The sequence below is a fragment of the Pseudomonas sp. ANT_H4 genome, assembly GCF_008369295.1.
Taxonomy (GTDB): Bacteria; Pseudomonadota; Gammaproteobacteria; order Pseudomonadales; family Pseudomonadaceae; genus Aquipseudomonas.
On sequence record NZ_VOBG01000002.1, the window covers coordinates 156,593 to 180,991 of the forward strand.

The following is a 24,399-nucleotide window of genomic DNA, read 5'->3' on the forward strand; positions in this document are numbered from 1 at the left end:
CGTTGAACGGACGCGCTGACCCGAGCCCCCGATAGCGTCTGTATCCGGCTGCCTTTGACTTGTCAAAGTACGCACTATTCAGTAAGATCTGCCGTCTAATTTACAGGGCGGCCCCTGAGGCTATTAAAGAATGACAACTTTTACTGCAAAACCGGAAACAGTTCAGCGCGACTGGTTTGTCGTCGACGCTGCTGGTCAGACCCTGGGTCGTCTGGCCACTGAAGTCGCCAGCCGTCTGCGTGGCAAGCACAAGCCTGAGTACACCCCTCACGTTGATACCGGTGACTACATTGTCATCATCAACGCTGAGCAGGTTCGTGTGACCGGCAAGAAAGCCCAAGACAAAATGTACTACCGTCACTCCGGTTTCCCGGGCGGTATCAAGTCTGCCAATTTCGAAGGCCTGATCGCTCGTAAGCCTGAAGCCCCGATTGAACTCGCGGTCAAAGGTATGCTGCCTAAGGGCCCACTGGGTCGCGACATGTATCGCAAGCTGAAAGTCTATGCGGGCGCTGCTCACCCTCATGCTGCTCAGCAGCCCCAAGAACTGAAGTTTTAACGGAATAGTTCATTATGTCGGCGACTCAAAATTACGGCACTGGCCGTCGCAAAACCGCAACCGCACGCGTTTTCCTGCGTCCGGGCACTGGTACCATCTCGATCAACAACCGCACTCTGGAAAATTTCTTCGGTCGCGAAACTGCCCGTATGGTAGTTCGTCAGCCGCTGGAATTGACCGAGACTGCTGAGAAGTTCGACATCTACGTCACCGTTATCGGTGGCGGTGTAAGTGGTCAAGCTGGCGCAATCCGCCACGGTATCACTCGCGCTCTGATGCAGTACGACGAAACCTTGCGTGGCGCTCTGCGCAAAGCTGGCTTCGTTACTCGCGATGCTCGTGAAGTTGAACGTAAGAAAGTCGGTCTGCGTAAAGCGCGTAAGCGTCCGCAGTACTCGAAGCGTTAATTCGCTTTACGTTCCAGAAAACGCCCAGCCTCCTCGCGGAGCTGGGCGTTTTTTATTGCTTACGTTTTATGTACGTTTTTTCACTGTGACAACTTGCCACACCCGTAGACGCCCTATACTACAAGGCTTGGAGTTTGGGCTTGGGGTAATTACCTTGTCAGAGGTGGGGCTTTTCATTACCATTCGGCAAAATTTTTATAAGTTCAGATTTAATACTTAGTAGACGCCTGATTTAACAGGCCAAAAAGCTGATGGGAGAGGACTGAATGAGCAATGACGGCGTGAATGCAGGCCGGCGTCGCTTCTTGGTAGCAGCCACGTCCGTGGTGGGTGCTGCAGGAGCGGTGGGGGCTGCGGTCCCGTTCGTGGGGTCATGGTTTCCCAGTGCCAAGGCGAAAGCCGCAGGTGCACCGGTGAAGGTGAATGTTGGCAAGATCGAGCCAGGCCAGCAGATGATTGCTGAGTGGCGCGGTCAGCCAGTGTTCATCGTTCGTCGTACCGAGGAAATCCTGGGGAACCTGAAGAAGATCGAAGGCCAGTTGTCTGACCCCACATCCGAAAGTTCCGACCAACCCGCCTACGCCAAGAACGAAGCGCGCTCGATCAAGCCAGAGATTCTGCTGCTGGTCGGTCTGTGCACCCATCTGGGTTGCTCGCCTACCTTCCGCCCGGAAGTTGCGCCCGTGGATCTGGGCAAGGACTGGGTCGGGGGTTATTTCTGCCCGTGCCACGGCTCTCATTACGACTTGGCCGGTCGTGTCTACAAGTCGCAACCTGCGCCATTGAACCTGCCGGTTCCACCGCATAACTACGAGTCTGACGACGTCATTGTCATTGGTATCGATAAGGAGAGCGCGTGATGAGCAAGTTCATGGATTGGGTTGATGCGCGCTTCCCCGCGACCAAAATGTGGGAAGACCATCTCAGCAAGTACTACGCCCCGAAGAACTTCAACTTCTTCTACTTCTTTGGCTCCCTGGCACTGCTGGTGCTGGTCAACCAGATCGTTACCGGTGTCTGGCTGACCATGAGCTACACCCCGTCGGCGGAAGAAGCCTTTGCTTCCGTTGAAGGTATTATGAGGGACGTCAACCACGGCGCCATCTTGCGCTTGCTTCACGCCGTTGGCGCTTCGATGTTCTTCATCGTGGTCTACCTGCACATGTTCCGTGGCTTGCTCTACGGCTCGTACCAGAAGCCTCGTGAGCTGGTGTGGGTGTTTGGCATGCTGATCTACCTGGCGCTGATGGCAGAGGCCTTCATGGGCTACCTGCTGCCGTGGGGCCAGATGTCCTACTGGGGCGCCCAGGTGATCATCTCGCTGTTTGGTGCGATCCCGGTCATTGGCAACGACCTGACCCAGTGGATTCGTGGTGACTACCTGATTTCCGGGATCACCCTGAACCGCTTCTTTGCCCTGCACGTGGTGGCCTTGCCGATCGTTATTCTCGGCCTGGTGGTGCTGCACATCCTGGCGCTGCACGAAGTCGGCTCCAACAACCCCGACGGCGTGGACATCAAGAAGCACAAGGACGAGAACGGCATTCCGCTGGACGGCATTCCTTTCCACCCGTACTACACCGTGAAAGATATCGTCGGCGTAGTCGTGTTCCTGTTCGTCTTCTGCTCGATCGTGTTCTTCTTCCCCGAGATGGGCGGCTACTTCCTTGAGAAGCCGAACTTCGAACAGGCGAACGCCTTCAAGACCCCGGAACACATTGCCCCGGTCTGGTACTTCACCCCGTTCTACGCGATTTTGCGGGCGATCCCCGACAAGCTCATGGGTGTTATCGCCATGGGTGCGGCCATAGCTGTGCTGTTCGTGCTGCCGTGGCTCGATCGTAGTCCGGTCAAGTCCATGCGCTACAAGGGCTGGCTGAGCAAAATCTGGCTGTGGGTGTTCTGCATTTCGTTCGTGATCCTCGGCGTGCTGGGCGTATTGGCCCCGACTCCAGGCCGTACGTTGCTGTCGCAGATTTGCACCTTCCTGTATTTCGCCTACTTCATTCTGATGCCGTTCTACACCCGGCTAGAGAAGACCAAACCGGTTCCGGAAAGGGTGACTGGCTGATGAAAAAATTATTCGCTGCATTGATTCTTGTTGCCCTGCCAGTACTGTCCTTCGCGGCTGAGCACGGCGCGGAACTGGAAAAAGTCGACATCGACGTTTCTGACAAGGCTGCAATGCAAGATGGCGCACGTACCTTCGCCAACTACTGCATGGGCTGCCACAGCGCCAAGTTCCAGCGTTACGAGCGCGTGGCCGACGACTTGGGTATCCCCCATGACCTGATGCTCAGCAACCTGGTGTTCACCGGCGCCAAGATCGGCGACCACATGAACATCGGCATGCAGCCTGCCGACGCCAAGGCCTGGTTCGGTGCGGCACCGCCCGATTTGACCCTGGTGGCCCGTGTTCGTGGTACCGACTGGCTCTATGGCTACCTGAAATCCTTCTATGAAGACCCGACGCGTCCTTGGGGTGTGAACAACAAGGTGTTCCCGAATGTCGGTATGCCTAACGTTCTGGTCGGCCTGCAGGGTCGCCAAGTGGTAGGATGTAAGCAAGTTCAAATCGTCGAGAACGGCAAGAAGCAGTATGATCCGCTTACCGGTACGCCTTTGACTCATGAAGCGTGCGATCAGCTGACCATAGTGCCGAAGTCCGGTACGCTGAACGAAGAGCAGTTCGACGAGAAGGTCAAGAATCTGGTGACCTTCCTGGCCTACTCGGCCAACCCAGTGAAGCTGCAGCATCAGCGCATTGGTACCTATGTATTGCTGTACCTGGCCTTCTTCTTCGTATTCGCTTATCTGCTTAAGCGCGAATACTGGAAGGATGTGCATTGATAAAACTGTAAGCAATTGCTGTTAATCGTGCGCGCCCAAGGGCGTCTCTGGTAGCGGGTCCAGGTTTCATCCGGACGTTACGTGAGACACCCTTTGGGCGCGCTCGTTTTTGAGCTTCCGATAATTTCAACAAGCGAGGAGGACCGCCATGGGCGTGACCAATCGGTTGGCCTGTTACTCCGACCCCGCTGACCAATATTCCCACCGAGTACGCATCGTGCTCGCAGAGAAGGGTGTCAGCGCCGAGATCATTACTGTGGAGGCAGGTCGTCACCCGCCGAAACTGATCGAAGTGAACCCTTACGGCAGCTTGCCCACCCTGGTCGATCGTGACCTGGCGTTGTGGGAGTCAACCGTGGTGATGGAATATCTGGATGAGCGTTATCCCCATCCGCCGTTGCTGCCGGTATATCCGGTGGCGCGTGCCAACAGCCGCCTGCTGATCCATCGGATCCAGCGTGACTGGTGTGGCCTGGTGGACCTGATTCTGGATTCGCGCAGTAAAGAAGCCGCCCGTGTTCAGGCGCGCAAGGAATTGCGCGAGAGCCTGACCGGTGTTTCGCCGTTATTCGCGGACAAACCTTTTTTCCTCAGTGAGGAACAAAGTCTGGTGGATTGCTGCCTATTACCCATACTCTGGCGTTTGCCGATTCTGGGCATTGAGCTGCCGCGGCCTGCCAAGCCGCTGCTTGATTACATGGAGCGCCAGTTTGCGCGTGAGGCTTTCCAGGCGAGTCTGTCTGGTGTCGAACGCGATATGCGCTAAGGCTTAAGGAGCCGCTGATGAACTCCAGTCGACCGTACCTGGTCCGCGCGCTCTACGAGTGGATAGTGGACAACGATTGCACCCCGCACATGCTGGTCAATTCCGAGTTTCCTGCGGTTCAGGTACCGCAAGGTTTTGCCAGTGACGGACAGATCGTCCTGAACGTTTCACCCAGTGCCGTGCGACAGCTGCACATGGACAATGAAGCGGTCAGCTTCGAAGGGCGTTTCGGCGGTGTGCCGCATACGCTGTACGTGCCCATCGGCGCGATCCTGGGGATTTATGCCCGGGAGAATGGCCAGGGCATGGTGTTTGATCTGGAGTCGTCTCTTGATGATGACGAAGCGATCGAACTTGATGGCGATGATAATCTGCCGCCGCCGGATTCCGAGCCGCCACGCCCTACTGGCCGGCCGAGTCTGAAAGTGGTGAAGTAACAGAGCGCGAGCCTTCGGGCGAGTGTTTAAAAATGCCTCGGCTTTGCCGGGGCATTTTTTTGTCCGACACAACAGGCCGTGGGATGCACATGAAAGTCGTGGCTGGACGGTGATCGTACAACTGGCATGGGCTATGATGCCCCTTTAGTTCGCCGAGATAGATGATTGATCATGGAAAACTCCAACACAGCCCCTCGTCTTCCCCGCAAGCGCCGCAGCCTTGCCCAGGAACTGGTCACGGTGCTGTCCGAGCAAATCCGTGACGGTCAGCTCAAGCGTGGCGACAAGTTGCCCACCGAGTCGGCAATCATGAATGCCCATGGCGTCAGCCGTACCGTGGTGCGCGAAGCCATCTCCCGGTTGCAGGCTGCAGGGCAGGTGGAAACCCGCCACGGTATCGGCACCTTCGTGCTGGATACGCCAAGCCCCAGCGGTTTTCGTATCGACCCAGCCACCGTGGTGACCTTGCGCGATGTGCTGGCTATTCTGGAACTGCGTATTAGCCTGGAAGTGGAATCTGCCGGCCTCGCCGCCCAGCGTCGTAACGACGAGCAACTGGCAGGTATGCGCGCGGCCCTCGACGCCCTGAACGAAAGCGCGGCCCACGCGGGTGATGCAGTGGTGTCGGACTTCCAGTTTCACCTGCAGATTGCCCTGTCTACTGGCAACCGCTACTTCACCGATATCATGACCCACCTGGGTACCAGTATTATCCCGCGTACCCGTTTGAATTCGGCTCGCCTGGCTCATGACGACCAGCAGCACTATATGAGTCGCCTGAGCCGCGAACACGAAGAAATTTATGAGGCGATCGCTCGCCAGGATTCGGACGCGGCGCGGGCCGCGATGCGCCTGCACCTGACCAACAGCCGTGAGCGGCTGCGCCATGCCCATGAAGAGGCAGAGGCGCAGCGCGGTTAAAGGTATTCAATGTAGGAGCTGCCGAGCTTTAGCGAGGCTGCGAATGTATCGCCGGGGTGTACTTGAAACTGCGCGGTGTCTGCATCGCAGCCTCGCTGGTGCTCGACAGCTCCTACGGGTTTAACTTTGCGGCTGATCGCTTAACTGGCAGGCTGATTCGGCTTGTAGTCCTTGAGCAACAGATACGTACTCCAGCCCCACCAATCATTGGTCCACTGCTTGTCGTTCAGGTTGTTGACGTCCTTGCGTCGCAGCACCTTGTCGCCTTCAGCCTTGAACAGCGCAGAGAAGTTATTGGCCGGGTTTTGCGCGGCATTCAGGTCCGGCACATAAAGCGGCGCCTTGAAGTTGGCCGGGGAGGGTGCGATGCCGCTGATAAACGTTTCGAATACTTCGTCCGCCGAGGCCTGTACGGCGCGTTTGACCTGCGCACGGTTGGCCGCGTCGTTTGCATCGAAATAGCGTTTGTCACCGTAGGCGTGCCATTGATCGCCCAAGGCATTGCGCACATTGAGCCCGAACTTGCTGTCCTCGTCGTGCATGAAGCGGCTGATCAATGAGCCCAGTTCACCCGGCGTAACCACGGCTGCCAGTTGCTTGCGTGGTACCCGCAGGTGGCCGGCTGAAAACAGATCGGTCAAAAAGTGATCAGCAAAGCTGTTCATGGCGTAAGCCAGTTCCAATGCCTGGTCGGTGCCACTTTGATGCGCCACGACGGCTTGTTGCAGTGCCGCCGTATGGCCCGCCTGATAGGCCGACAATGCCCACTCGCCGAAGTGATCGGCATTGTCCGCAGCCAGTAGCAAATAGCGTCCCAGCGGAATCAGCGCCGACACGGCACTGCCGCCGCCGGTAATGCGGTTCCATTCCTCGGACAACGTATCACCCAGGGCATCGTAGGCTTCATGGGGTTGCTTGCCATCCCTGATCGCCTGGTTGACCGCGTTGATCTCCTTTTGCATCACCGCGAGGATCTTGCCCGCCTCATCTCGTGACGCCGGCAATACCGCCAGCGAGTTGAAGGCAGCAGTAAAGCGGCGCACCCGATCACCGGGCGACGCGCCATCGTTGATGGGCTGACCGGGGATGCCATAGAAATCACCGCCCAAGGAAATGATCTGGCCGTAAGTCAGCGCCAGGCCGTTGGGCAGGTGCAACTCGACCTGTCGGGCAGGAATCGCCGGGGCATCCTTGACGAAACGCAACAGTGTGTCATCGCCGATGGCCGTGTGTTCGCCCCCTTCGAAACGCAGGGTTGGCGGTTTTTTTTCAGTAGTAGCGAGTTCAAGGTCTGACATGTTAGCTCCTTGCTATGTCGTGGGAATCTTCCTTGGTAGCTGTATGTATATACAGCTATTGCGATAATAGCGGAATGATTTCCTACGTCAAGAAGGGCGTTCTCAACCCTCAACCCTTTCACAGGGCCGATGAATTGCAGTTGACGAATCTTTTTATAGTTGTACGATGACGTATGACATCAAGCTAGCTCCCAGCAATCTCTCAACAGAAAGTCTTTACCCAGGGTGTTCGAATAATGAATCCACAAGAACTGAAGTCCATCCTTTCCTCCGGTCTGCTGTCTTTTCCCGTGACCGACTTCAACGCCCAAGGTGATTTCCACCAGGCCGGCTACGTCAAACGCCTGGAATGGCTGGCCCCTTATGGCGCCACTGCCTTGTTCGCCGCTGGTGGCACCGGTGAGTTTTTCTCCCTGGCGGCCAGCGAATATTCGCAAGTAGTAAAAACCGCCGTCGATACCTGCGTTAACAGCGTGCCGATCCTTGCTGGTGTCGGCGGTTCGACCCGCCAGGCCATCGAATACGCCCAGGAAGCCGAGCGTCTTGGTGCCAAAGGTTTGTTGCTGCTGCCGCACTACCTGACCGAAGCCAGCCAGGACGGCGTCGCCGCGCATGTTGAAGCCGTGTGCAAGTCGGTAAAAATCGGCGTGGTGATTTACAACCGCAACGTCTGCCGCCTGACCGCGCCACTGTTGGAGCGCTTGGCCGAACGCTGCCCGAACCTGATCGGCTACAAGGACGGCCTGGGTGACATTGAACTGATGGTGTCGATCCGACGTCGCCTCGGTGATCGTTTCAGCTACCTCGGCGGCCTGCCGACTGCAGAAGTCTACGCAGCAGCCTACAAGGCCCTGGGTGTGCCGGTGTATTCCTCGGCGGTGTTCAACTTCATTCCGAAAACCGCGATGGATTTTTATCACGCCGTTGCGCGCGAAGATCACGCCACCGTCGACAGGATCATCGACGACTTCTTCCTGCCGTATCTGGATATCCGTAACCGCAAGGCCGGTTACGCCGTGAGCATCGTCAAGGCCGGGGCAAAAATTGTCGGTTTCGACGCAGGTCCTGTGCGTACGCCGCTGACCGATCTGCTGCCGGAAGAATACGAAGCCCTGGCCGCGCTGATCGACAAGCAAGGCGCGCAATAACCCATCACCAAGGCCGCTGAGTAATCAGCGGCCTTTTGCGTCAGGAGAAGATTTGTGTCCCAAGCCAAGCGTTTTGAAAATTACATCGACGGCCAATGGGTGGCCGGCGCCGACTACTCGGCCAATATCAATCCGTCAGAGTTGTCTGATGTCATTGGTGAGTTTGCCAAGGCCGACCTGGCTCAGGTTAATGCCGCCATCGACGCCGCCCGCGCTGCTTTCCCGGCCTGGTCGACCTCCGGCATCCAGGCTCGTCATGATTCCCTGGATAAAGTCGGCAGCGAAATCCTCGCCCGTCGTGAAGAACTCGGCACATTATTGGCCCGGGAAGAGGGCAAGACTTTGCCCGAAGCCATCGGTGAAGTGACTCGCGCCGGTAACATCTTCAAGTTCTTCGCCGGCGAATGCCTGCGCCTGTCCGGCGATTACCTGCCGTCGGTGCGCCCGGGTGTCAACGTCGAAGTGACCCGCGAAGCCTTGGGTGTGGTCGGCTTGATCACCCCGTGGAACTTCCCGATTGCCATCCCTGCCTGGAAAATCGCTCCGGCCCTGGCCTACGGCAACTGCGTCGTGCTCAAACCGGCCGAACTGGTGCCGGGTTGTGCCTGGGCCCTGGCAGAAATCATCTCCCGCGCCGGTTTCCCTGCTGGCGTGTTCAATCTGGTGATGGGCCGCGGACGTGTTGTAGGCGATGTATTGGTCAACAGCCCGAAAGTCGATGGCATCAGCTTCACCGGTTCCGTGGGTGTCGGTCGGCAGATCGCTGTCAGTTGTGTGTCGCGCCAGGCCAAAGTACAGCTGGAGATGGGCGGCAAGAACCCGCAGGTCATCCTCGACGATGCCGATCTCAAGCAGGCCGTCGAGCTATCGGTGCAGAGCGCGTTCTACTCCACTGGCCAGCGTTGCACCGCGTCCAGCCGCTTTATTGTTACCGCCGGGATCCACGACCAGTTTGTCGCGGCCATGGTCGATCGCATGAAGTCGATCACGGTCGGCCATGCCCTGAAAAGCGGTACCGATATAGGCCCTGTGGTTTCCCAGGCCCAGTTGGACCAGGACTTGAAATACATCGACATCGGCCAAAGCGAAGGCGCGCGACTGGTGAGCGGTGGCGGCCTGGTGACCTGTGACACCGAAGGCTACTACCTGGCGCCGACATTGTTTGCCGACAGCGAGGCTGCCATGCGCATTAGTCGTGAAGAGATTTTTGGTCCGGTGGCCAACGTGGTTCGTGTCGCAGATTACGAGGCAGCGCTGGCCATGGCCAACGACACTGAGTTCGGCCTGTCGGCCGGTATCGCCACCACGTCGCTGAAGTACGCCAACCACTTCAAACGCCACTCCCAGGCCGGGATGGTAATGGTCAATCTGCCGACGGCAGGTGTGGATTATCACGTTCCTTTCGGTGGCCGTAAGGGCTCATCCTACGGTTCGCGTGAGCAGGGTCGCTATGCGCAAGAGTTCTATACGGTGGTGAAAACCAGCTACATCGGTTCGTAAACGCAATACCTCTGTAGGCGCGAGCAAGCTCGCTCCTACAAAAAACAAAGCCAAGACAATCACCCGCAAAAAAAAATAATTAGTGGGAGTACTTCTACATGCAAGCGACCAAGCCGACCCATGTCCGCTATTTGATCCTGCTCATGCTGTTTCTGGTGACCACGATCAACTACGCCGACCGCGCCACTATCGCCATCGCGGGCTCCAGCCTGCAAAAAGACCTCGGCATCGACGCGGTCACCCTCGGTTATATCTTCTCCGCATTCGGTTGGGCCTACGTGGCTGGGCAAATTCCCGGCGGCTGGCTGCTAGACCGTTTTGGCTCGAAAAAAGTTTACGCCTTGAGCATCTTCACCTGGTCGCTGTTCACCGTGCTGCAAGGCTATGTCGGTGAGTTTGGTATCTCGACTGCCGTGGTTGCGCTGTTCATGCTGCGCTTTCTGGTGGGCTTGGCTGAGGCGCCATCCTTTCCCGGTAACGCGCGCATTGTCGCTGCCTGGTTTCCCACCGCAGAGCGCGGTACCGCCTCGGCGATCTTCAATTCGGCGCAATACTTCGCCACTGTATTGTTTGCACCGTTGATGGGCTGGATCGTCTACAGCTTCGGCTGGCAGCACGTGTTTATCGTGATGGGCGTGATCGGCATCGTGTTCTCGCTGATCTGGCTGAAAGTTATCCACAGCCCGCGCCAGCACCCACTGATCAACGAAGCTGAGTTCAAGTACATCGCCGAAAACGGTGCCATGGTCGACATGGACCAGGACAAGGGCAAAGACAAGAAAACCGGCGGTCCGAAGTGGGATTACATCCGCCAACTGTTGACCAACCGCATGATGATCGGCGTGTACCTAGGCCAATACTGCATTAACGGCATCACTTACTTCTTCCTCACCTGGTTCCCCGTGTACCTGGTCCAGGACCGTGGAATGACCATCCTCAAGGCCGGCTTCATCGCCTCGCTGCCGGCGATCTGCGGTTTTATCGGCGGCGTGTTGGGCGGGGTGATTTCCGATTACCTGCTGCGCAAGGGCCATTCGCTGACCTTCGCCCGCAAGGCGCCGATCATCGCTGGCCTGCTGATCTCCAGCAGCATCATTGCTTGTAACTACGTGGACGTTGAATGGATGGTGGTGGGCTTCATGGCCCTGGCTTTCTTCGGTAAAGGCGTTGGCGCACTGGGTTGGGCGGTGGTGTCTGACACCTCGCCGAAACAGATCGCGGGCTTGAGCGGTGGATTGTTCAATACCTTCGGCAACCTGGCTTCGATCACCACGCCGATTGTGATTGGCTACATCATCAGCACCACTGGCTCGTTCAAATGGGCGCTGGTGTTTGTTGGCGCCAATGCGCTGGTGGCGGTGTTCAGCTACCTGGTAATCGTCGGCCCGATCAAGCGTGTGGTGCTTAAAGAGCCGCCGAGCAAAGGCCCTGAGCTGACTAAACTTTCCCAAGCGCATTCCTGAAGGGGCCCGCGTCATGCAGTTGATTGAACATGCCGACTCGCCGCGCTCCATTCGTTTGCACGAGCGCGATAATGTGGTGATTGTGGTCAACGACCAGGGCGTGCCGGCCGGGACCGAGTTCCCGGACGGCCTGGTGACCATCGATTTCATCCCCCAAAGCCACAAGGTGACCCTGGAAGACATCCCCGTGGGCGGTCAGATCATTCGCTACGGACAGACCATCGGTTACGCCTTGCAGCCGATTCCACGGGGCAGTTGGGTCCAGGAAGATCAGTTGCGCATGCCGACAGCACCGCCCCTGGACAGCTTGCCGCTGTCCACCGAAGTGCCCGAGGCCCAGGCGCCGCTGGAAGGTTTTAGCTTCGAGGGCTACCGCAATGCCGACGGCACCGTCGGCACGCGCAATATCCTCGGTATCACCACCACGGTGCAGTGTGTGACGGGCGTGCTGGACCATGCGGTCAAGCGCATCAAGGACGAGTTGCTGCCCAAGTACCCGAATGTCGATGATGTAGTGGCGCTGACCCACAGCTACGGCTGTGGCGTGGCAATCACCGCGACGGATGCTTACATCCCGATCCGCACCGTGCGCAATCTGGCGCGCAACCCGAACCTGGGGGGCGAAGCCCTGGTCATCAGCCTGGGCTGCGAGAAACTGCAGGCCGGGCAGGTGATGCACGACAACGACAGCTCGGTCGACCTCAGTGAGCCATGGTTGTACCGGCTGCAGGATTCCAGCCACGGCTTTACCGAGATGATCGAACAGATCATGCAACTGGCCGAAACCCGCTTGAAGAAGCTCGACCTGCGCCGCCGGGAAACCGTGCCGGCGTCGGAGTTGATCCTCGGCATGCAGTGCGGCGGCAGCGATGCGTTTTCCGGCATCACCGCCAACCCGGCCCTGGGTTACGCCTCGGACCTGCTGTTGCGGGCGGGGGCGACGGTGATGTTTTCCGAAGTCACCGAAGTGCGCGACGCCATCTACTTGTTGACCTCCCGCGCCGAAAGCCAGGACGTAGCCCTGGAGTTGGTGCGGGAAATGGACTGGTACGACCGTTACCTGGCCAAAGGCGAGGCCGACCGCAGTGCCAACACCACGCCGGGCAACAAGAAGGGCGGGTTGTCGAATATTGTCGAGAAGTCTTTGGGCTCCATCGTCAAGTCCGGCAGCAGCGCCATCAACGGCGTGCTCGGCCCGGGGGAGCGCTTTAAGCGCCGTGGGCTGATCTTTTGCGCGACGCCGGCCAGTGACTTTGTCTGTGGCACCTTGCAACTGGCGGCGGGGATGAACCTGCATGTGTTTACCACTGGTCGCGGCACGCCCTATGGGCTGGCGATGGCGCCGGTGGTGAAGGTTTCGACCCGTACCGAACTGGCTCAGCGCTGGCCGGACTTGATCGATATCGATGCGGGGCGGATTGCTACTGGTCGCGCGACGATTGAGGAATTGGGCTGGGAGTTGTTCCACTTCTATCTGGACGTGGCCAGCGGCAAGAAGCAGACCTGGGCCGAGCGGCACAAACTGTATAACGACATTACCTTGTTCAATCCAGCGCCTATTACCTGACGATTGTTCCCACGCAGGGCGTGGGAACATCAGGGTGAAAGTGGCTTATCATTAGCCACCTACTGACGCTCGCTTAAGGTTCTCCCCGGCATGCTGGCTATCTTCTTCGCAACCCTCGCCATCACCGCGCCGGTGTTTGCCATGCTGTTCCTCGGTGTGCTGCTCAAGCGCATTAACTGGATCAATGACAACTTTATCCATACGGCCTCGTCCCTGGTGTTCAACGTCACCATGCCTGCGTTGCTGTTCCTCGGTATTCTCCATGCCGACCTGCACTCGGCGCTTAAACCCGGATTGTTGATTTACTTCGCCATCGCCACCGTGTTGAGTTTTGCCTTGGCCTGGAGCTGGGCGATCTTTCGTTGCCCACGGGAAGACCGTGGCATCTATGCCCAGGGCGCGTTTCGTGGCAACAACGGAGTAATTGGCCTGGCACTGGCAGCCAGCATGTACGGTGACTACGGGATTTCCCTAGGGGCGATCCTCGCGGCACTGGTGATCTTGTTCTACAACACCTTGTCCACCATCGTCCTGGCGGTCTACAGCCCGGTGATCAAATCCGACCCGTGGAGCATCTGCAAGAGCGTGGTGGCCAATCCCTTGATCATCAGCGTGATCGTCGCGGCTCCCTTTGCCTACTTCCAGATCGGCTTGCCCGGCTGGCTGGAAACCTCCGGCCAATACCTGGCAGACATGACCTTGCCTCTGGCATTGATCTGCATTGGCGGTACCTTGTCGTTGGCGGCTCTGCGCAAAAGCGGTGACATGGCGTTGAGCGCCAGCCTGCTGAAGATGATCGTCCTGCCAGTGCTGGCAACCCTCGGTGCCTGGCTGTGCGGGTTCCGTGGGCCGGAGCTGGGGATTCTGTTCCTGTACTTCGGTGCCCCGACGGCGGCGGCCAGCTTTGTTATGGCCCGCGCAGCGCAGGGCAATCATGAACTGGCAGCGGCGATTATTGTGATCACCACGCTGATGGCGGCGGTGACCACCAATATCGGAATCTTCGTGTTGCAGGCGGGTGGCTGGGTGTAGGCGCGAGCTTGCGCGCACCTACACTGGATTTTGCTGGTAACTGTCGATCACTTCCTGCGCCGCCCGAAACGCATCAACCGCCGCCGGTACGCCGGCATACACCGCGCAATGCAGCAGCGCCTCGCGAATCTCTTCTACCGTGCAGCCATTGTTCAGCGCGCCACGTACGTGGCCTTTAAGTTCTTGCGGGCACTTGAGGGCAGTCAGGGCGGCGAGAGTGATCAGGCTGCGGGTTTTCAGCGGCAAGCCTTCGCGATTCCAGACGCTGCCCCAGGCGTGTTCGTTGACGAAGTCCTGCAGCGGCTGAGTGAAGTCGGTGGCATTGCCCAGGGCGCGGTCGACGAAGGCATCGCCCATCACCTGACGGCGCATTTCCACGCCTGGTTTTTTTTGATCGGTCATTACGATTCCCTCTTGTGTTGGCGGCGCCAGGCTCGCAGCGAGGTGAAAAATACAAAGGCCACCAGCGCCGGCAGGACGTAATACAGCATCAGTTGTTCCAGCTTATTGGCCAGGGGCATGCCGGTAGTGAACGACACCATATGCAGCCCATACGCCAGGTACAGCGCGAGTAGCAGCAAACCTTCGGCCCGGGTGATCCGGTAGCCGGAATAGAATACTGGAAGGCACAATACGACGACGCCGAGCATCACTGGCAGGTCGAAGTCCAGGGCATTGGGTGAGACCGATAGGGCAGAGGGTGCGACGAGGGCGGTAAAGCCCAGCACGCCCAGCAGGTTGAACAGGTTGCTGCCGATCACGTTGCCCACCGCAATTTCACGTTCACCGCGCAGGGCGGCAATCAGCGAAGTTGCCAGGCAGGGCAACGAGGTGCTGACGCCGACGATGGTCAGGCCGATGACCCGCTCGGAGAGGCCAAGGTCGCTGGCCACATCTACTGCCGCGCGCAGCAGAAGGTGCCCGGCGAACACCAGCAACACGAGCCCGCCGATCATCCACAGCAAGCTGCTCAGCCACGGTGCCTGTACCACCGTGTCACGGGTGCGAGGGCGGCGTGAATGGCGGGTCTGGTACAGCAACAGGCCAAGGTAGGCCACCAGCGCCGTCAGCAGCATCAGGCCATCAACAGGTGTCAGCTCTTCATTGGCGGCGAGGACGAACACCAGCAGTCCAGCAAAGATCATCACCGGGATGTCCAGGCGCACCAGTTGCCGGGACACTCGCAGGGGAATGATTAGCGCCGAGAGGCCGAGGGTGACGAGGATGTTGAAGATGCTGCTGCCGATCACGCTGCCCACGGCGATGTCGGTGTTGCCAGCCAGGGTGGCTTGCAGGCTGACGGCCATTTGCGGCGCGCTGCTGCCGAAAGCGACGATGCTCAAGCCGATGATCAGCGGTCGCACCTTGAGGCCGGCAGCCAGCCGCACGGAAGTGCGCACCAGGATTTCGGCACCGGCAATCAGCAGCACCAGGCCGCTGATGAGTTCGATCATGCTTAAGGACGAGAGAGCGGTTAATCCGGAAATGGTCAGGGCTCCCTCGGTCAGTCGTTCAGGGCTTGCACGCGAACGCGCGCGGTCCCGCTGCGCAGCATACCCAACTGCTCGGCGGCTTTGCGTGAAAGATCAATCAGGCGGCCACGGGTGTGTGGGCCACGGTCGTTGATGCGGACCACGACGCTTTTATCGTTACTGAGGTTGGTGACCTGCACCCGCGTGCCAAAGGGCAGGCGAGGATGGGCAGCAGTCAGGGCATTCTGGTTGAAGGGTTCACCGCTGGCGGTGCGTTTGCCGTGGTGTTTGGCGCCGTAATAGGAGGCGGTGCCGGTTTCGTCGTAGCCGTTGGGGTCGATGAGGCCGCTGGCGCAACCGGTGAGCAGAGAGAACAGGGCCCAGAGGCCGAGTAGACGCTTCATTCAAGATGTCCCCGAAATTAATGCGGGAACCGACTTGTGTGGGATCTGGCTTGCCTGCGATAGCATCACCTCAGTGTCTTTGACAGACCGAGGCGTTTGCATCGCGGGCAAGCCAGATCCCACACAAGCCGGTTCCTACAGAGAGGCCGCCGCTATCAGCCTTCGAGTTTGCTTTTCAGCAGTTCGTTGACCTGTTGCGGGTTGGCCTTGCCTTTGGAGGCTTTCATCGCCTGGCCGACAAAGAAGCCGAACATTTTGCCGCGCTTGGCTTCATCCGCCGCACGGTATTGTTCGACCTGTTCGGTGTTGGCTGCCAGCATCTCGTCGAGCACCGCCGAGATCGCGCCGCTGTCAGTCACTTGCTTGAGGCCGCGCTTATCGATGATCTCGTCAGCGCTGCCTTCGCCTGCGGCCATGGCTTCAAACACGGTCTTGGCGATTTTGCCGGAGATGGTGTTGTCCTTTATCCGCAGCAACATGCCGCCCAATTGCTCGGCTGAGACTGGAGCTTCGTCGATTTCCAGGCCCTGTTTGTTCAACAGGCTGCCCAGCTCAACCATCACCCAGTTAGCCGCCAGCTTGGCGTCGCTGGCGATGCTTACCACTTTCTCGAAGTAGTTCGCTTGCTCGCGGCTTGAAGCCAGCACGCTGGCGTCGTAGACCGACAGGCCGAACTGTTCCTGGAAGCGCTCGCGTTTTTGCGGTGGCAACTCCGGCAGGGTCGCGCGGATGTCCGTGAGGAATGAATCCTCGATGATCACCGGCAACAGGTCTGGATCGGGGAAGTAACGGTAGTCGTTGGCTTCCTCCTTGCTGCGCATGGAGCGGGTTTCGTCTTTGCTCGGGTCGTACAGGCGGGTCTGCTGGATCACCTTGCCGCCGTCTTCGATCAGTTCGATCTGACGACGTACTTCGGTGTTGATCGCCTTCTCGATGAAACGGAACGAGTTGACGTTCTTGATCTCGCAGCGGGTGCCGTACTCGGCCTGACCTTTTGGACGGATCGACACGTTGCAGTCACAACGCAACGAGCCTTCGGCCATGTTGCCGTCGCAGATGCCCAGGTAGCGCACCAGTGCGTGGACCGCCTTGACGTATGCCACGGCTTCCTTGGCGCTGCGCATGTCTGGCTCGGAGACGATTTCCAGCAGTGGCGTGCCAGCACGGTTCAGGTCGATGCCGGTAGCGCCATTGAACTCTTCATGCAGGCTTTTGCCGGCATCTTCTTCCAGGTGCGCGCGCGTGATGCCGACGCGTTTGACTGTGCCGTCTTCCATCGGGATGTCCAGGTGGCCCTTGCCGACAATCGGCAATTCCATCTGGCTGATCTGGTAGCCCTTGGGCAGGTCCGGGTAGAAGTAGTTCTTGCGGGCGAATACGTTGTGCTGACCGATCTCGGCATCAATTGCCAGGCCGAACATCACCGCCATGCGCACCGCTTCCTGGTTCAGCACCGGCAACACGCCGGGCATGCCCAGGTCTACCAGGCTGGCCTGGGTATTGGGCCCTGCGCCGAACGTGGTGGCGCTGCCGGAGAAAATCTTTGATTGGGTGGCGAGCTGGGTATGAATCTCCAGCCCGATCACGACTTCCCATTGCATAGTGTTCTCCTCAGAAGCCAGTAGGGGTGCGAGTGTGCCAGTCAGTGTTCAACTGGTACTGGTGCGCCACATTGAGCAGGCGGCCTTCCTGGAAATACGGGGCGAGCAATTGCACGCCGACCGGCAGACCGTCGACGAAACCTGCTGGCATGGACAAGCCCGGCAGACCCGCGAGGTTGGCAGTGATGGTGTAGAAGTCTTCCAGATACGCGGCAATTGGGTCGTCGTTCTTGGCGCCGATCTTCCATGCCGGGTTGGGCGTGGTTGGGCCGAGAATCACATCGACTTCTTCAAACGCAGCCATGAAATCGTTCTTGACCAGGCGGCGGATTTTTTGCGCCTTGAGGTAGTACGCGTCGTAGTAGCCGGCTGACAGAGCGTAGGCGCCGACCATGATCCGGCGCTGTACTTCGGCGCCGAAACCTTCGCCACGGGAGCGCTTATAAAGGTCGGTGAGGTCTTTCGGGTCTTCGCAGCGATAACCGAAGCGTACGCCGTCGAACCGCGACAGGTTGGAGGAAGCTTCTGCCGGGGCAATCACGTAATAAGCAGCAATCGCATGCTGGTTGTTAGGCAGGCTGATTTCCTTGATCACTGCGCCGAGCTTTTCCAGCTCCTTGACGCTGTTGTGCACCAGTTCAGCGATGCGCGGGTCGAGGCCGGCGCTGAAATACTCTTTCGGCACGCCAATGCGCAGGCCTTTGATCGAGGTATTGAGGCTGGCACTGTAGTCCGGCACCGGTTCATCGATGCTGGTGGAGTCCTGCGCATCGAAGCCTGCCATGCCTTGTAACAATATTGCGCAGTCTTCGGCAGTGCGCGCCAAAGGACCGCCCTGATCGAGACTGGAGGCGTAGGCAATCATGCCCCAGCGGGAAACACGACCGTAGGTCGGTTTCAGTCCGGTGAGGTTGGTGAACGCTGCCGGCTGGCGGATCGATCCGCCGGTATCGGTGGCCGTGGCGGCAGGTATCAGACGAGCTGCAACTGCCGCAGCCGAACCACCGGATGAACCACCGGGCACGTGTTCCAGGTTCCACGGGTTTTTCACCGCGCCGTAGTAGCTCGACTCGTTGGCCGAACCCATGGCGAATTCGTCCATGTTGGTCTTGCCCAGGGTTACAGACCCGGCAGCGGCCAGCTTGGCGACCACGGTGGCGTCGTAGGGCGCCTTGAAGTTGTCGAGCATCTTGGAGCCGCAGCTGGTGCGAATACCCAAGGTGCAGAACAAGTCCTTGTGGGCAATCGGTGCGCCCAGCAGGGCGCCATTTTCACCGTTGGCGCGACGGGCGTCGGCGGCTTTGGCCTGGCTCAGGGCCAGTTCTTCGGTGAGGCTGATGAAGCTGTTGACCTTTGGATCGAGCTCGGCGATACGGGCCAGTAGGGTCTTGGTCAGCTCTTCGGATGAAAACTTTTTATCGGCGAGACCGCGGGCGATCTCGGCCAGAGTCAATTGATGCATTGCAGGCTCTTTCCCTTTAGTCGATGACTTTCGGAACCAGATACAGGCCGTTTTCGACCGCTGGTGCGATGGACTGGTAGGCCTCGCGATGATTGCATTCGGTCACGACGTCAGCGCGCAGGCGCTGGCTGGCTTCCAGTGGGTGAGCCAGGGGCTCGATGCCGTCGGTATTGACGGCCTGCATTTGGTCAACCAGCCCGAGAATGCTGTTCAGGGCTGCGGTGGTCTGTGGAAGATCGGCTTCATTAAGGCCCAGGCAGGCCAAATGAGCGATTTTTTCCACGTCGGAGCGTTCAAGCGCCATGGGATTCTCCAGTGGAAAACAGAACGGAAGCTATCCGTGTGTTAGATTGTCGGAACACTACCGCATTTCTACGGTCATATGGCCGCGATTGTGGGGGTTGGTGCACAGAAAGTCGGCTAATTTAACATATTGGCGCCTTGCCCAAAATCCCTGTCGTTGTTAGAGTTTGCCGCACTTTTTTACCCACGCGTTGCCTAGGGTCCCTTTCCCATGTTCAAGAAACTGCGTGGCATGTTTTCCAGCGATCTTTCCATCGACCTGGGCACTGCCAACACCCTTATTTACGTGCGCGAGCGCGGTATCGTCCTGAATGAGCCATCGGTTGTGGCCATTCGGACCCATGGTAATCAGAAAAGTGTCGTTGCCGTCGGCACCGAGGCCAAGCGCATGCTCGGCCGTACACCAGGCAATATTGCTGCCATTCGTCCTATGAAGGATGGTGTGATTGCCGACTTCAGCGTCTGCGAGAAGATGCTGCAGTACTTCATTAACAAGGTTCACGAAAACAGCTTTCTGCAGCCCAGCCCTCGTGTGCTGATCTGCGTTCCGTGCAAATCCACCCAGGTGGAGCGTCGTGCCATCCGTGAATCGGCCCTTGGTGCCGGTGCTCGTGAAGTGTTCTTGATCGAAGAGCCTATGGCTGCTGCGATCGGTGCCGGCCTGCCGGTTGAAGAAGCTCGCGGTTCGATGGTGGTGGATATCGGTGGCGGCACCACTGAAATCGCCCTGATTTCCCTCAATGGTGTGGTGTATGCCGAATCCGTGCGGGTTGGCGGCGATCGCTTCGACGAAGCGATCATCACCTACGTGCGTCGCAACTACGGCAGCCTGATCGGCGAATCGACCGCCGAGCGCATCAAACAGGAAATCGGCACCGCTTATCCGGGCGGCGAAGTTCGCGAAGTTGATGTTCGCGGTCGCAACCTGGCCGAAGGCGTTCCACGTGCCTTCACCCTGAACTCCAATGAAGTGCTGGAGGCTCTGCAAGAGTCCCTGGCCACCATCGTTCAGGCTGTGAAGAGCGCCCTGGAGCAATCGCCGCCGGAACTGGCTTCCGATATCGCCGAGCGTGGCCTGGTACTGACCGGTGGTGGCGCCTTGTTGCGCGACCTCGACAAGTTGCTGGCCCAGGAAACCGGTTTGCCGGTGATCGTCGCCGAAGACCCGTTGACCTGCGTCGCTCGTGGCGGTGGCCGTGCACTGGAAATGATGGATAAACACACCATGGACCTGCTCTCCAGCGAATAAGATTCCCTGGATCGTTCATGCTTCGCCCGCAGGCAGCACTTTGCAGTGCTGCCTGTTGGCGTTTATCTTCTTCAATCTGCATCCAGGCCGGTTTGATGCCGTATGAATAAAGTAAACATTTGCCTGGGAGGAGCGGCCTATTAAACCGCTTTTCGCCAAGGGTCCCTCGTTGGGCGTGCGCCTGTTGGTGCTGGTCGTGCTATCGGTCGCGCTGATGGTGGTCGATGCCCGCTTCACACTGCTCAAGCCAGTGCGTAGTCAGATGTCGCTGGTTTTGATGCAGTCCTACTGGATCACTGACCTGCCGCAACGGCTATGGCAAGGTGTGGCCAGCCAGTTTGGCAGCCGGACCGAACTGGTCGCCGAGAACGAAAAACTCAAAACTGAAAACCTGCTGCTGCAAGGGCGCATGCAAAAGCTCGCGGCTCTGACGGAGCAGAACGTTCGGCTGCGCGAGTTGCTCAACTCTTCCGCGCTGGTCAACGAGAAGGTCGAAGTGGCCGAGTTGATCGGCATGGACCCCAACCCCTTCACCCATCGCATCATCATCAACAAGGGTGAGCGCGACGGCGTGGTTCTTGGCCAGCCGGTGCTCGATGCCCGTGGTTTGATGGGCCAGGTGGTGGAGTTGATGCCGTACACCTCCCGGGTACTTTTGCTCACAGATACGACCCACAGCATTCCGGTACAAGTTAACCGCAATGGCCTGCGGGCGATTGCCAGCGGTACCGGTAACCCGGAGCGCCTGGAATTGCGTCATGTAGCGGATACCGCCGATATCAAGGAAGGCGACCTGTTGGTCAGTTCCGGCCTGGGTCAGCGTTTCCCTGCGGGCTATCCCGTGGCGACGGTCAAGGAAGTGATCCACGACTCCGGCCAGCCGTTCGCCATTGTCCGCGCCGTGCCCACAGCCGCGTTGAACCGCAGCCGCTACCTGCTGCTGGTGTTCAGCGACAACCGCACCGCGGAAGAGCGCGCTAACGAGGCCGCCCAGGCTCAGGAAGCGCAAGACAAGCAAAACGCTGTCACGCCGATCATTCCTGCGACGGTGCCTAAACCGGCTGTGCCTGGCACGCCTGCGGCGATACCGGCTGCTGCCGCGCCAGTGGCAACCCCGGCCAACCCCGTGGTTCCCGGTTCGCGTCCCGCCAAGCCACCTGTGACACCCCCCGCAGCCAAACCACCGGCTGCGGCTCCTGCAACCACTCGGCAGAGGGCACAATAATGGCCGGCACTCACTCTAGTAATGGCTGGATCGTCTGGCTGACCTTCGCCGTTGGCCTGTTGCTCAGCGTTTCACCGCTGCCGCAATTCATGGAAATCCTGCGCCCGCTATGGTTGGCATTGCTGCTGGCATTCTGGTCGCTGGCGATGCCTCACAAGGTTGGCATGGTCACGGCAATGTGCCTGGGGCTGGCGGAAGACGTACTGTATGGCACGCTGCTCGGCCAGAACGCCCTGATCCTGACCCTGATTACCTTCCTGGTGTTGTCGTTGCAGCAGCGCTTGCGAATGTTCCCGATGTGGCAGCAGTGCCTGGTGATCCTGGTGATCTTCGGCCTGGCCCAACTGGTGCAATTGTGGCTCAGCGCCCTGACCGGCAACCGCCAACCAACGCTGGCGCTGGTGCTGCCGGCCTTGGTCAGTGCCTTGCTCTGGCCCTGGATCAGCTTTGGCCTGCGTGGCTTGAGTCGCCGCTATAAAATCAATTGAACGGATCGCGAGGCTCTGCCTGGTTATCGAACCCTACAGGGAGAGTCTGGAATGAACTCGCTTTATCTGGCATCCGGCTCACCTCGGCGGCGTGAACTGCTGGCACAAATCGGTGTGCCTTTCACTGTAGTCAGTGCCGCTATTGATGAAACTCCCCTGACAGATGAATTGCCTGCGTCCTACGTCGAACGCTTGGCTCGTGGCAAGGCTGCGGCGGGCTTGGCTGCGTTGGCGGATGCTTCGGGCGCCTGTGTACTGGGTGCCGATACGGCAGTGGTCCTCGACGGCCGGATACTCGGCAAACCGCTGGATCAGGCCGACGCCCTGGCCATGTTGCTGGCTCTTTCTGATCGTGAACATGAAGTCCTCACCGCCATCGCCCTGCTGGATGATCAGTGTTGCGAAACGCGGCTGGTCAGCAGTCGCGTGCGCTTTCGCCAGATCTCAGCGCAGGAAGCCACCACTTACTGGCACAGCGGCGAACCTCAGGACAAGGCCGGCGGCTATGCTATCCAAGGGTTGGCGGCTGTGTTTGTGGCTGGACTCAATGGCAGTTATTCCGCCGTCGTCGGTTTGCCCGTATGCGAAACCTTCGAGGTGCTGGGCCATTTCGGCATACCCTGTTGGCAAAATCTTAGCGCGTGCTAAACGCCTACCCCAGCGCCAAACCCAAGCGATCGGCCACTATTGTGAAAACGCCTGAACGAGACCCAGCCATGAGTGAAGAGATTCTGATCAATATCACGCCGATGGAATCGCGCGTGGCGGTGGTAGAAAACGGTGTTCTGCAAGAAGTGCATGTCGAGCGCACCCAGAAGCGCGGGATCGTTGGCAATATCTATAAAGGCAAGGTCGTGCGGGTGTTGCCGGGCATGCAGGCGGCGTTCGTCGACATCGGCCTGGACCGTGCGGCGTTTATCCATGCCTCGGAAATCTCTCTGCGCGAAGGCCCGGCTGTCGAAAGCATCAGCGCCTTGGTGCATGAAGGGCAAAGCCTGGTGGTACAAGTCACCAAGGACCCGATCGGCTCCAAGGGCGCGCGCCTGACCACCCAGTTGTCGATTCCCTCACGTTATCTGGTGTACATGCCACGCACTGCCCACGTGGGAATCTCCCTGAAAATCGAAGATGAAGGCGAGCGTGAGCGTCTGAAAAGGGTCGTCAGCGACTGCGTTGCCCTGGAAGGTATCAAGGAGGCTGGTGGCTTTATCCTGCGTACCGCTGCGGAGGGTGCCGGTGCTGATGAAATTCTCATGGATATCCGCTACCTGCGCCGTCTTTGGGATCAGATCGCTGCCCAGATCAAGACGATTGGCGCGCCGAGTGTCATCTATGAAGACCTCGGCCTGGCGCTGCGTACTCTGCGAGATTTGGTCAGCCCAAAGATCGAGAAAATTCGGATCGATTCGCGGGAAACCTTCCAGCGCACCACGCAATTTGTCGCTGAGTTGATGCCGGAAATTGCCGACCGCCTGGAGCACTACCCAGGCGAGCGGCCGATTTTCGACCTGTATGGCGTCGAGGACGAAATCCAGAAAGCCCTGGAACGCAAGGTGCCGCTCAAGTCTGGGGGCTACCTGGTGGTAGACCCGGCGGAAGCCATGAGCACCATCGACGTCAACACTGGGGCTTTTGTCGGCCATCGCAACCTTGAAGAAACCATCTTTAAGACCAACCTCGAAGCGGCCACCGCCATCGCCCGCCAACTGCGTCTGCGCAATCTTGGCGGGATCATCATCATCGACTTCATCGACATGGAAGATGAAGAGCATCAGCGCCAAGTATTGCGCACTCTGGAAAAACAGCTGGAGCGCGACCACGCCAAGACCAACATCATCGGTATCACCGAGTTGGGCCTGGTGCAGATGACCCGCAAGCGCACCCGCGAAAGCCTTGAACAAGTGCTGTGTGAGCCGTGCAGCAGTTGCCAGGGGCGCGGCAAGTTGAAAACCCCGGAAACGGTTTGCTACGAGATTTTTCGGGAAATCTTACGAGAGGCGCGGGCCTATCAGGCCGAAGGCTATAGAGTTCTGGCTAACCAGAAGGTGGTTGATCGGCTGCTGGACGAAGAGTCAGGCAACGTTGCGGAGCTGGAAGGCTTTATTGGCCGCACGATTCGCTTTCAGGTTGAAACCATGTACTCCCAGGAACAATACGACGTGGTGTTGCTCTGATCCGCTGTGCTGCTTTTCCATTTGATCGTTTTTTACGAGACCGACAGACCTTGATCTGTCGTCCGACTATTGT

Annotated in this window: 25 protein-coding genes; 18 read left to right on the top strand and 7 right to left on the bottom strand. The window is 58.6% G+C overall.

Annotation, left to right across the window (positions count from 1 at the left end; all coding sequences use genetic code 11):
- The first annotated feature begins 130 nt into the window (after positions 1-130).
- From rplM to FQ182_RS03345, 8 genes are all read left to right on the top strand, one after another.
- Entirely contained in the window at positions 131-559 is a 429-nt protein-coding gene (rplM, locus tag FQ182_RS03310) for a 50S ribosomal protein L13 (RefSeq protein ID WP_133099911.1), read from the top strand.
- A 14-nt stretch (positions 560-573) separates the two neighbouring features.
- Positions 574-966 carry a 30S ribosomal protein S9 gene (gene rpsI, locus FQ182_RS03315; protein ID WP_133099910.1) on the top strand — a complete coding sequence of 131 codons (393 nt, stop codon included), beginning with the start codon at positions 574-576 and terminating at the stop codon, positions 964-966.
- 266 nt (positions 967-1,232) lie between these two features.
- Positions 1,233-1,826: a ubiquinol-cytochrome c reductase iron-sulfur subunit gene (gene petA, locus FQ182_RS03320; protein ID WP_149410858.1), complete on the top strand. Its 594-nt coding sequence runs from the start codon at positions 1,233-1,235 to the stop codon at positions 1,824-1,826.
- On the top strand, positions 1,826-3,037 hold the full coding sequence (locus tag FQ182_RS03325) for a cytochrome bc complex cytochrome b subunit (protein WP_133099908.1): 1,212 nt from the start codon (positions 1,826-1,828) through the stop codon (positions 3,035-3,037). Before petA ends, FQ182_RS03325 begins: the two co-directional genes overlap by 1 nt.
- Positions 3,037-3,816: a cytochrome c1 gene (locus FQ182_RS03330; protein ID WP_149410859.1), complete on the top strand. Its 780-nt coding sequence runs from the start codon at positions 3,037-3,039 to the stop codon at positions 3,814-3,816. Before FQ182_RS03325 ends, FQ182_RS03330 begins: the two co-directional genes overlap by 1 nt.
- A gap of 148 nt (positions 3,817-3,964) precedes the next feature.
- Positions 3,965-4,582: a glutathione S-transferase N-terminal domain-containing protein gene (locus FQ182_RS03335; protein ID WP_133099906.1), complete on the top strand. Its 618-nt coding sequence runs from the start codon at positions 3,965-3,967 to the stop codon at positions 4,580-4,582.
- A 17-nt stretch (positions 4,583-4,599) separates the two neighbouring features.
- Positions 4,600-5,019 carry a ClpXP protease specificity-enhancing factor gene (locus FQ182_RS03340; protein ID WP_133099905.1) on the top strand — a complete coding sequence of 140 codons (420 nt, stop codon included), beginning with the start codon at positions 4,600-4,602 and terminating at the stop codon, positions 5,017-5,019.
- A 171-nt stretch (positions 5,020-5,190) separates the two neighbouring features.
- The gene (locus FQ182_RS03345) at positions 5,191-5,940 is read left to right on the top strand and encodes a FadR/GntR family transcriptional regulator (protein ID WP_149410860.1); all 750 of its coding nucleotides are present in this window, start codon (positions 5,191-5,193) and stop codon (positions 5,938-5,940) included.
- A gap of 140 nt (positions 5,941-6,080) precedes the next feature.
- Here FQ182_RS03345 and FQ182_RS03350 read toward each other — a convergent pair whose 3' ends face one another.
- Positions 6,081-7,238 carry a phospholipase gene (locus FQ182_RS03350; protein WP_149410861.1) on the bottom strand — a complete coding sequence of 386 codons (1,158 nt, stop codon included), beginning with the start codon at positions 7,236-7,238 and terminating at the stop codon, positions 6,081-6,083.
- Between the two features lie 236 nt (positions 7,239-7,474).
- Between FQ182_RS03350 and kdgD the strand changes: the two genes are divergently transcribed.
- The 5 genes from kdgD to FQ182_RS03375 all read left to right on the top strand — a co-directional run bounded on the left by kdgD (position 7,475) and on the right by FQ182_RS03375 (position 13,948).
- On the top strand, positions 7,475-8,386 hold the full coding sequence (gene kdgD / locus FQ182_RS03355; protein WP_149410862.1) for a 5-dehydro-4-deoxyglucarate dehydratase: 912 nt from the start codon (positions 7,475-7,477) through the stop codon (positions 8,384-8,386).
- 54 nt (positions 8,387-8,440) lie between these two features.
- The gene (locus tag FQ182_RS03360; RefSeq protein ID WP_149410863.1) at positions 8,441-9,886 is read left to right on the top strand and encodes an aldehyde dehydrogenase family protein; all 1,446 of its coding nucleotides are present in this window, start codon (positions 8,441-8,443) and stop codon (positions 9,884-9,886) included.
- A 98-nt stretch (positions 9,887-9,984) separates the two neighbouring features.
- A complete protein-coding gene (locus FQ182_RS03365; RefSeq protein ID WP_149410864.1) occupies positions 9,985-11,349 on the top strand; it encodes an MFS transporter in 1,365 nt (454 codons plus the stop codon).
- Between the two features lie 13 nt (positions 11,350-11,362).
- Positions 11,363-12,916 (top strand): galactarate dehydratase, encoded by a 1,554-nt coding sequence (garD, locus tag FQ182_RS03370; protein ID WP_149410865.1) that lies wholly within the window; start codon positions 11,363-11,365, stop codon positions 12,914-12,916.
- Positions 12,917-13,006: 90 nt separating this feature from the next.
- On the top strand, positions 13,007-13,948 hold the full coding sequence (locus tag FQ182_RS03375; RefSeq protein ID WP_149410866.1) for an AEC family transporter: 942 nt from the start codon (positions 13,007-13,009) through the stop codon (positions 13,946-13,948).
- Positions 13,949-13,966: 18 nt separating this feature from the next.
- Here FQ182_RS03375 and FQ182_RS03380 read toward each other — a convergent pair whose 3' ends face one another.
- The 6 genes from FQ182_RS03380 to gatC all read right to left on the bottom strand — a co-directional run bounded on the left by FQ182_RS03380 (position 13,967) and on the right by gatC (position 19,191).
- Entirely contained in the window at positions 13,967-14,350 is a 384-nt protein-coding gene (locus FQ182_RS03380; protein WP_149410867.1) for a carboxymuconolactone decarboxylase family protein, read from the bottom strand.
- Entirely contained in the window at positions 14,350-15,402 is a 1,053-nt protein-coding gene (locus tag FQ182_RS03385; RefSeq protein WP_149410868.1) for a calcium/sodium antiporter, read from the bottom strand. Before FQ182_RS03385 ends, FQ182_RS03380 begins: the two co-directional genes overlap by 1 nt.
- Positions 15,403-15,452: 50 nt before the next feature.
- The gene (locus tag FQ182_RS03390) at positions 15,453-15,824 is read right to left on the bottom strand and encodes a septal ring lytic transglycosylase RlpA family protein (protein ID WP_149410869.1); all 372 of its coding nucleotides are present in this window, start codon (positions 15,822-15,824) and stop codon (positions 15,453-15,455) included.
- Between the two features lie 155 nt (positions 15,825-15,979).
- Positions 15,980-17,425, bottom strand: a complete 1,446-nt coding sequence (gatB, locus tag FQ182_RS03395) for an Asp-tRNA(Asn)/Glu-tRNA(Gln) amidotransferase subunit GatB (RefSeq protein WP_149410870.1) — start codon at positions 17,423-17,425, stop codon at positions 15,980-15,982.
- A gap of 10 nt (positions 17,426-17,435) precedes the next feature.
- Positions 17,436-18,887: an Asp-tRNA(Asn)/Glu-tRNA(Gln) amidotransferase subunit GatA gene (gene gatA / locus FQ182_RS03400; protein ID WP_149410871.1), complete on the bottom strand. Its 1,452-nt coding sequence runs from the start codon at positions 18,885-18,887 to the stop codon at positions 17,436-17,438.
- A gap of 16 nt (positions 18,888-18,903) precedes the next feature.
- On the bottom strand, positions 18,904-19,191 hold the full coding sequence (gene gatC / locus FQ182_RS03405) for an Asp-tRNA(Asn)/Glu-tRNA(Gln) amidotransferase subunit GatC (protein ID WP_133099893.1): 288 nt from the start codon (positions 19,189-19,191) through the stop codon (positions 18,904-18,906).
- A gap of 210 nt (positions 19,192-19,401) precedes the next feature.
- Here gatC and mreB point away from each other — a divergent pair, with 210 nt between their 5' ends.
- The 5 genes from mreB to rng all read left to right on the top strand — a co-directional run bounded on the left by mreB (position 19,402) and on the right by rng (position 24,326).
- Positions 19,402-20,439 carry a rod shape-determining protein MreB gene (gene mreB, locus FQ182_RS03410; protein ID WP_002555108.1) on the top strand — a complete coding sequence of 346 codons (1,038 nt, stop codon included), beginning with the start codon at positions 19,402-19,404 and terminating at the stop codon, positions 20,437-20,439.
- Between the two features lie 139 nt (positions 20,440-20,578).
- The gene (mreC, locus tag FQ182_RS03415; protein WP_149410872.1) at positions 20,579-21,664 is read left to right on the top strand and encodes a rod shape-determining protein MreC; all 1,086 of its coding nucleotides are present in this window, start codon (positions 20,579-20,581) and stop codon (positions 21,662-21,664) included.
- Complete coding sequence (mreD, locus tag FQ182_RS03420) at positions 21,664-22,152, top strand: rod shape-determining protein MreD (RefSeq protein ID WP_149410873.1); 489 nt, start codon at positions 21,664-21,666, stop codon at positions 22,150-22,152. Before mreC ends, mreD begins: the two co-directional genes overlap by 1 nt.
- A 51-nt stretch (positions 22,153-22,203) precedes the next feature.
- Entirely contained in the window at positions 22,204-22,800 is a 597-nt protein-coding gene (locus FQ182_RS03425) for a nucleoside triphosphate pyrophosphatase (RefSeq protein WP_149410874.1), read from the top strand.
- 68 nt (positions 22,801-22,868) lie between these two features.
- Entirely contained in the window at positions 22,869-24,326 is a 1,458-nt protein-coding gene (gene rng, locus FQ182_RS03430) for a ribonuclease G (RefSeq protein ID WP_133099889.1), read from the top strand.
- Positions 24,327-24,399: the final 73 nt, after the last annotated feature.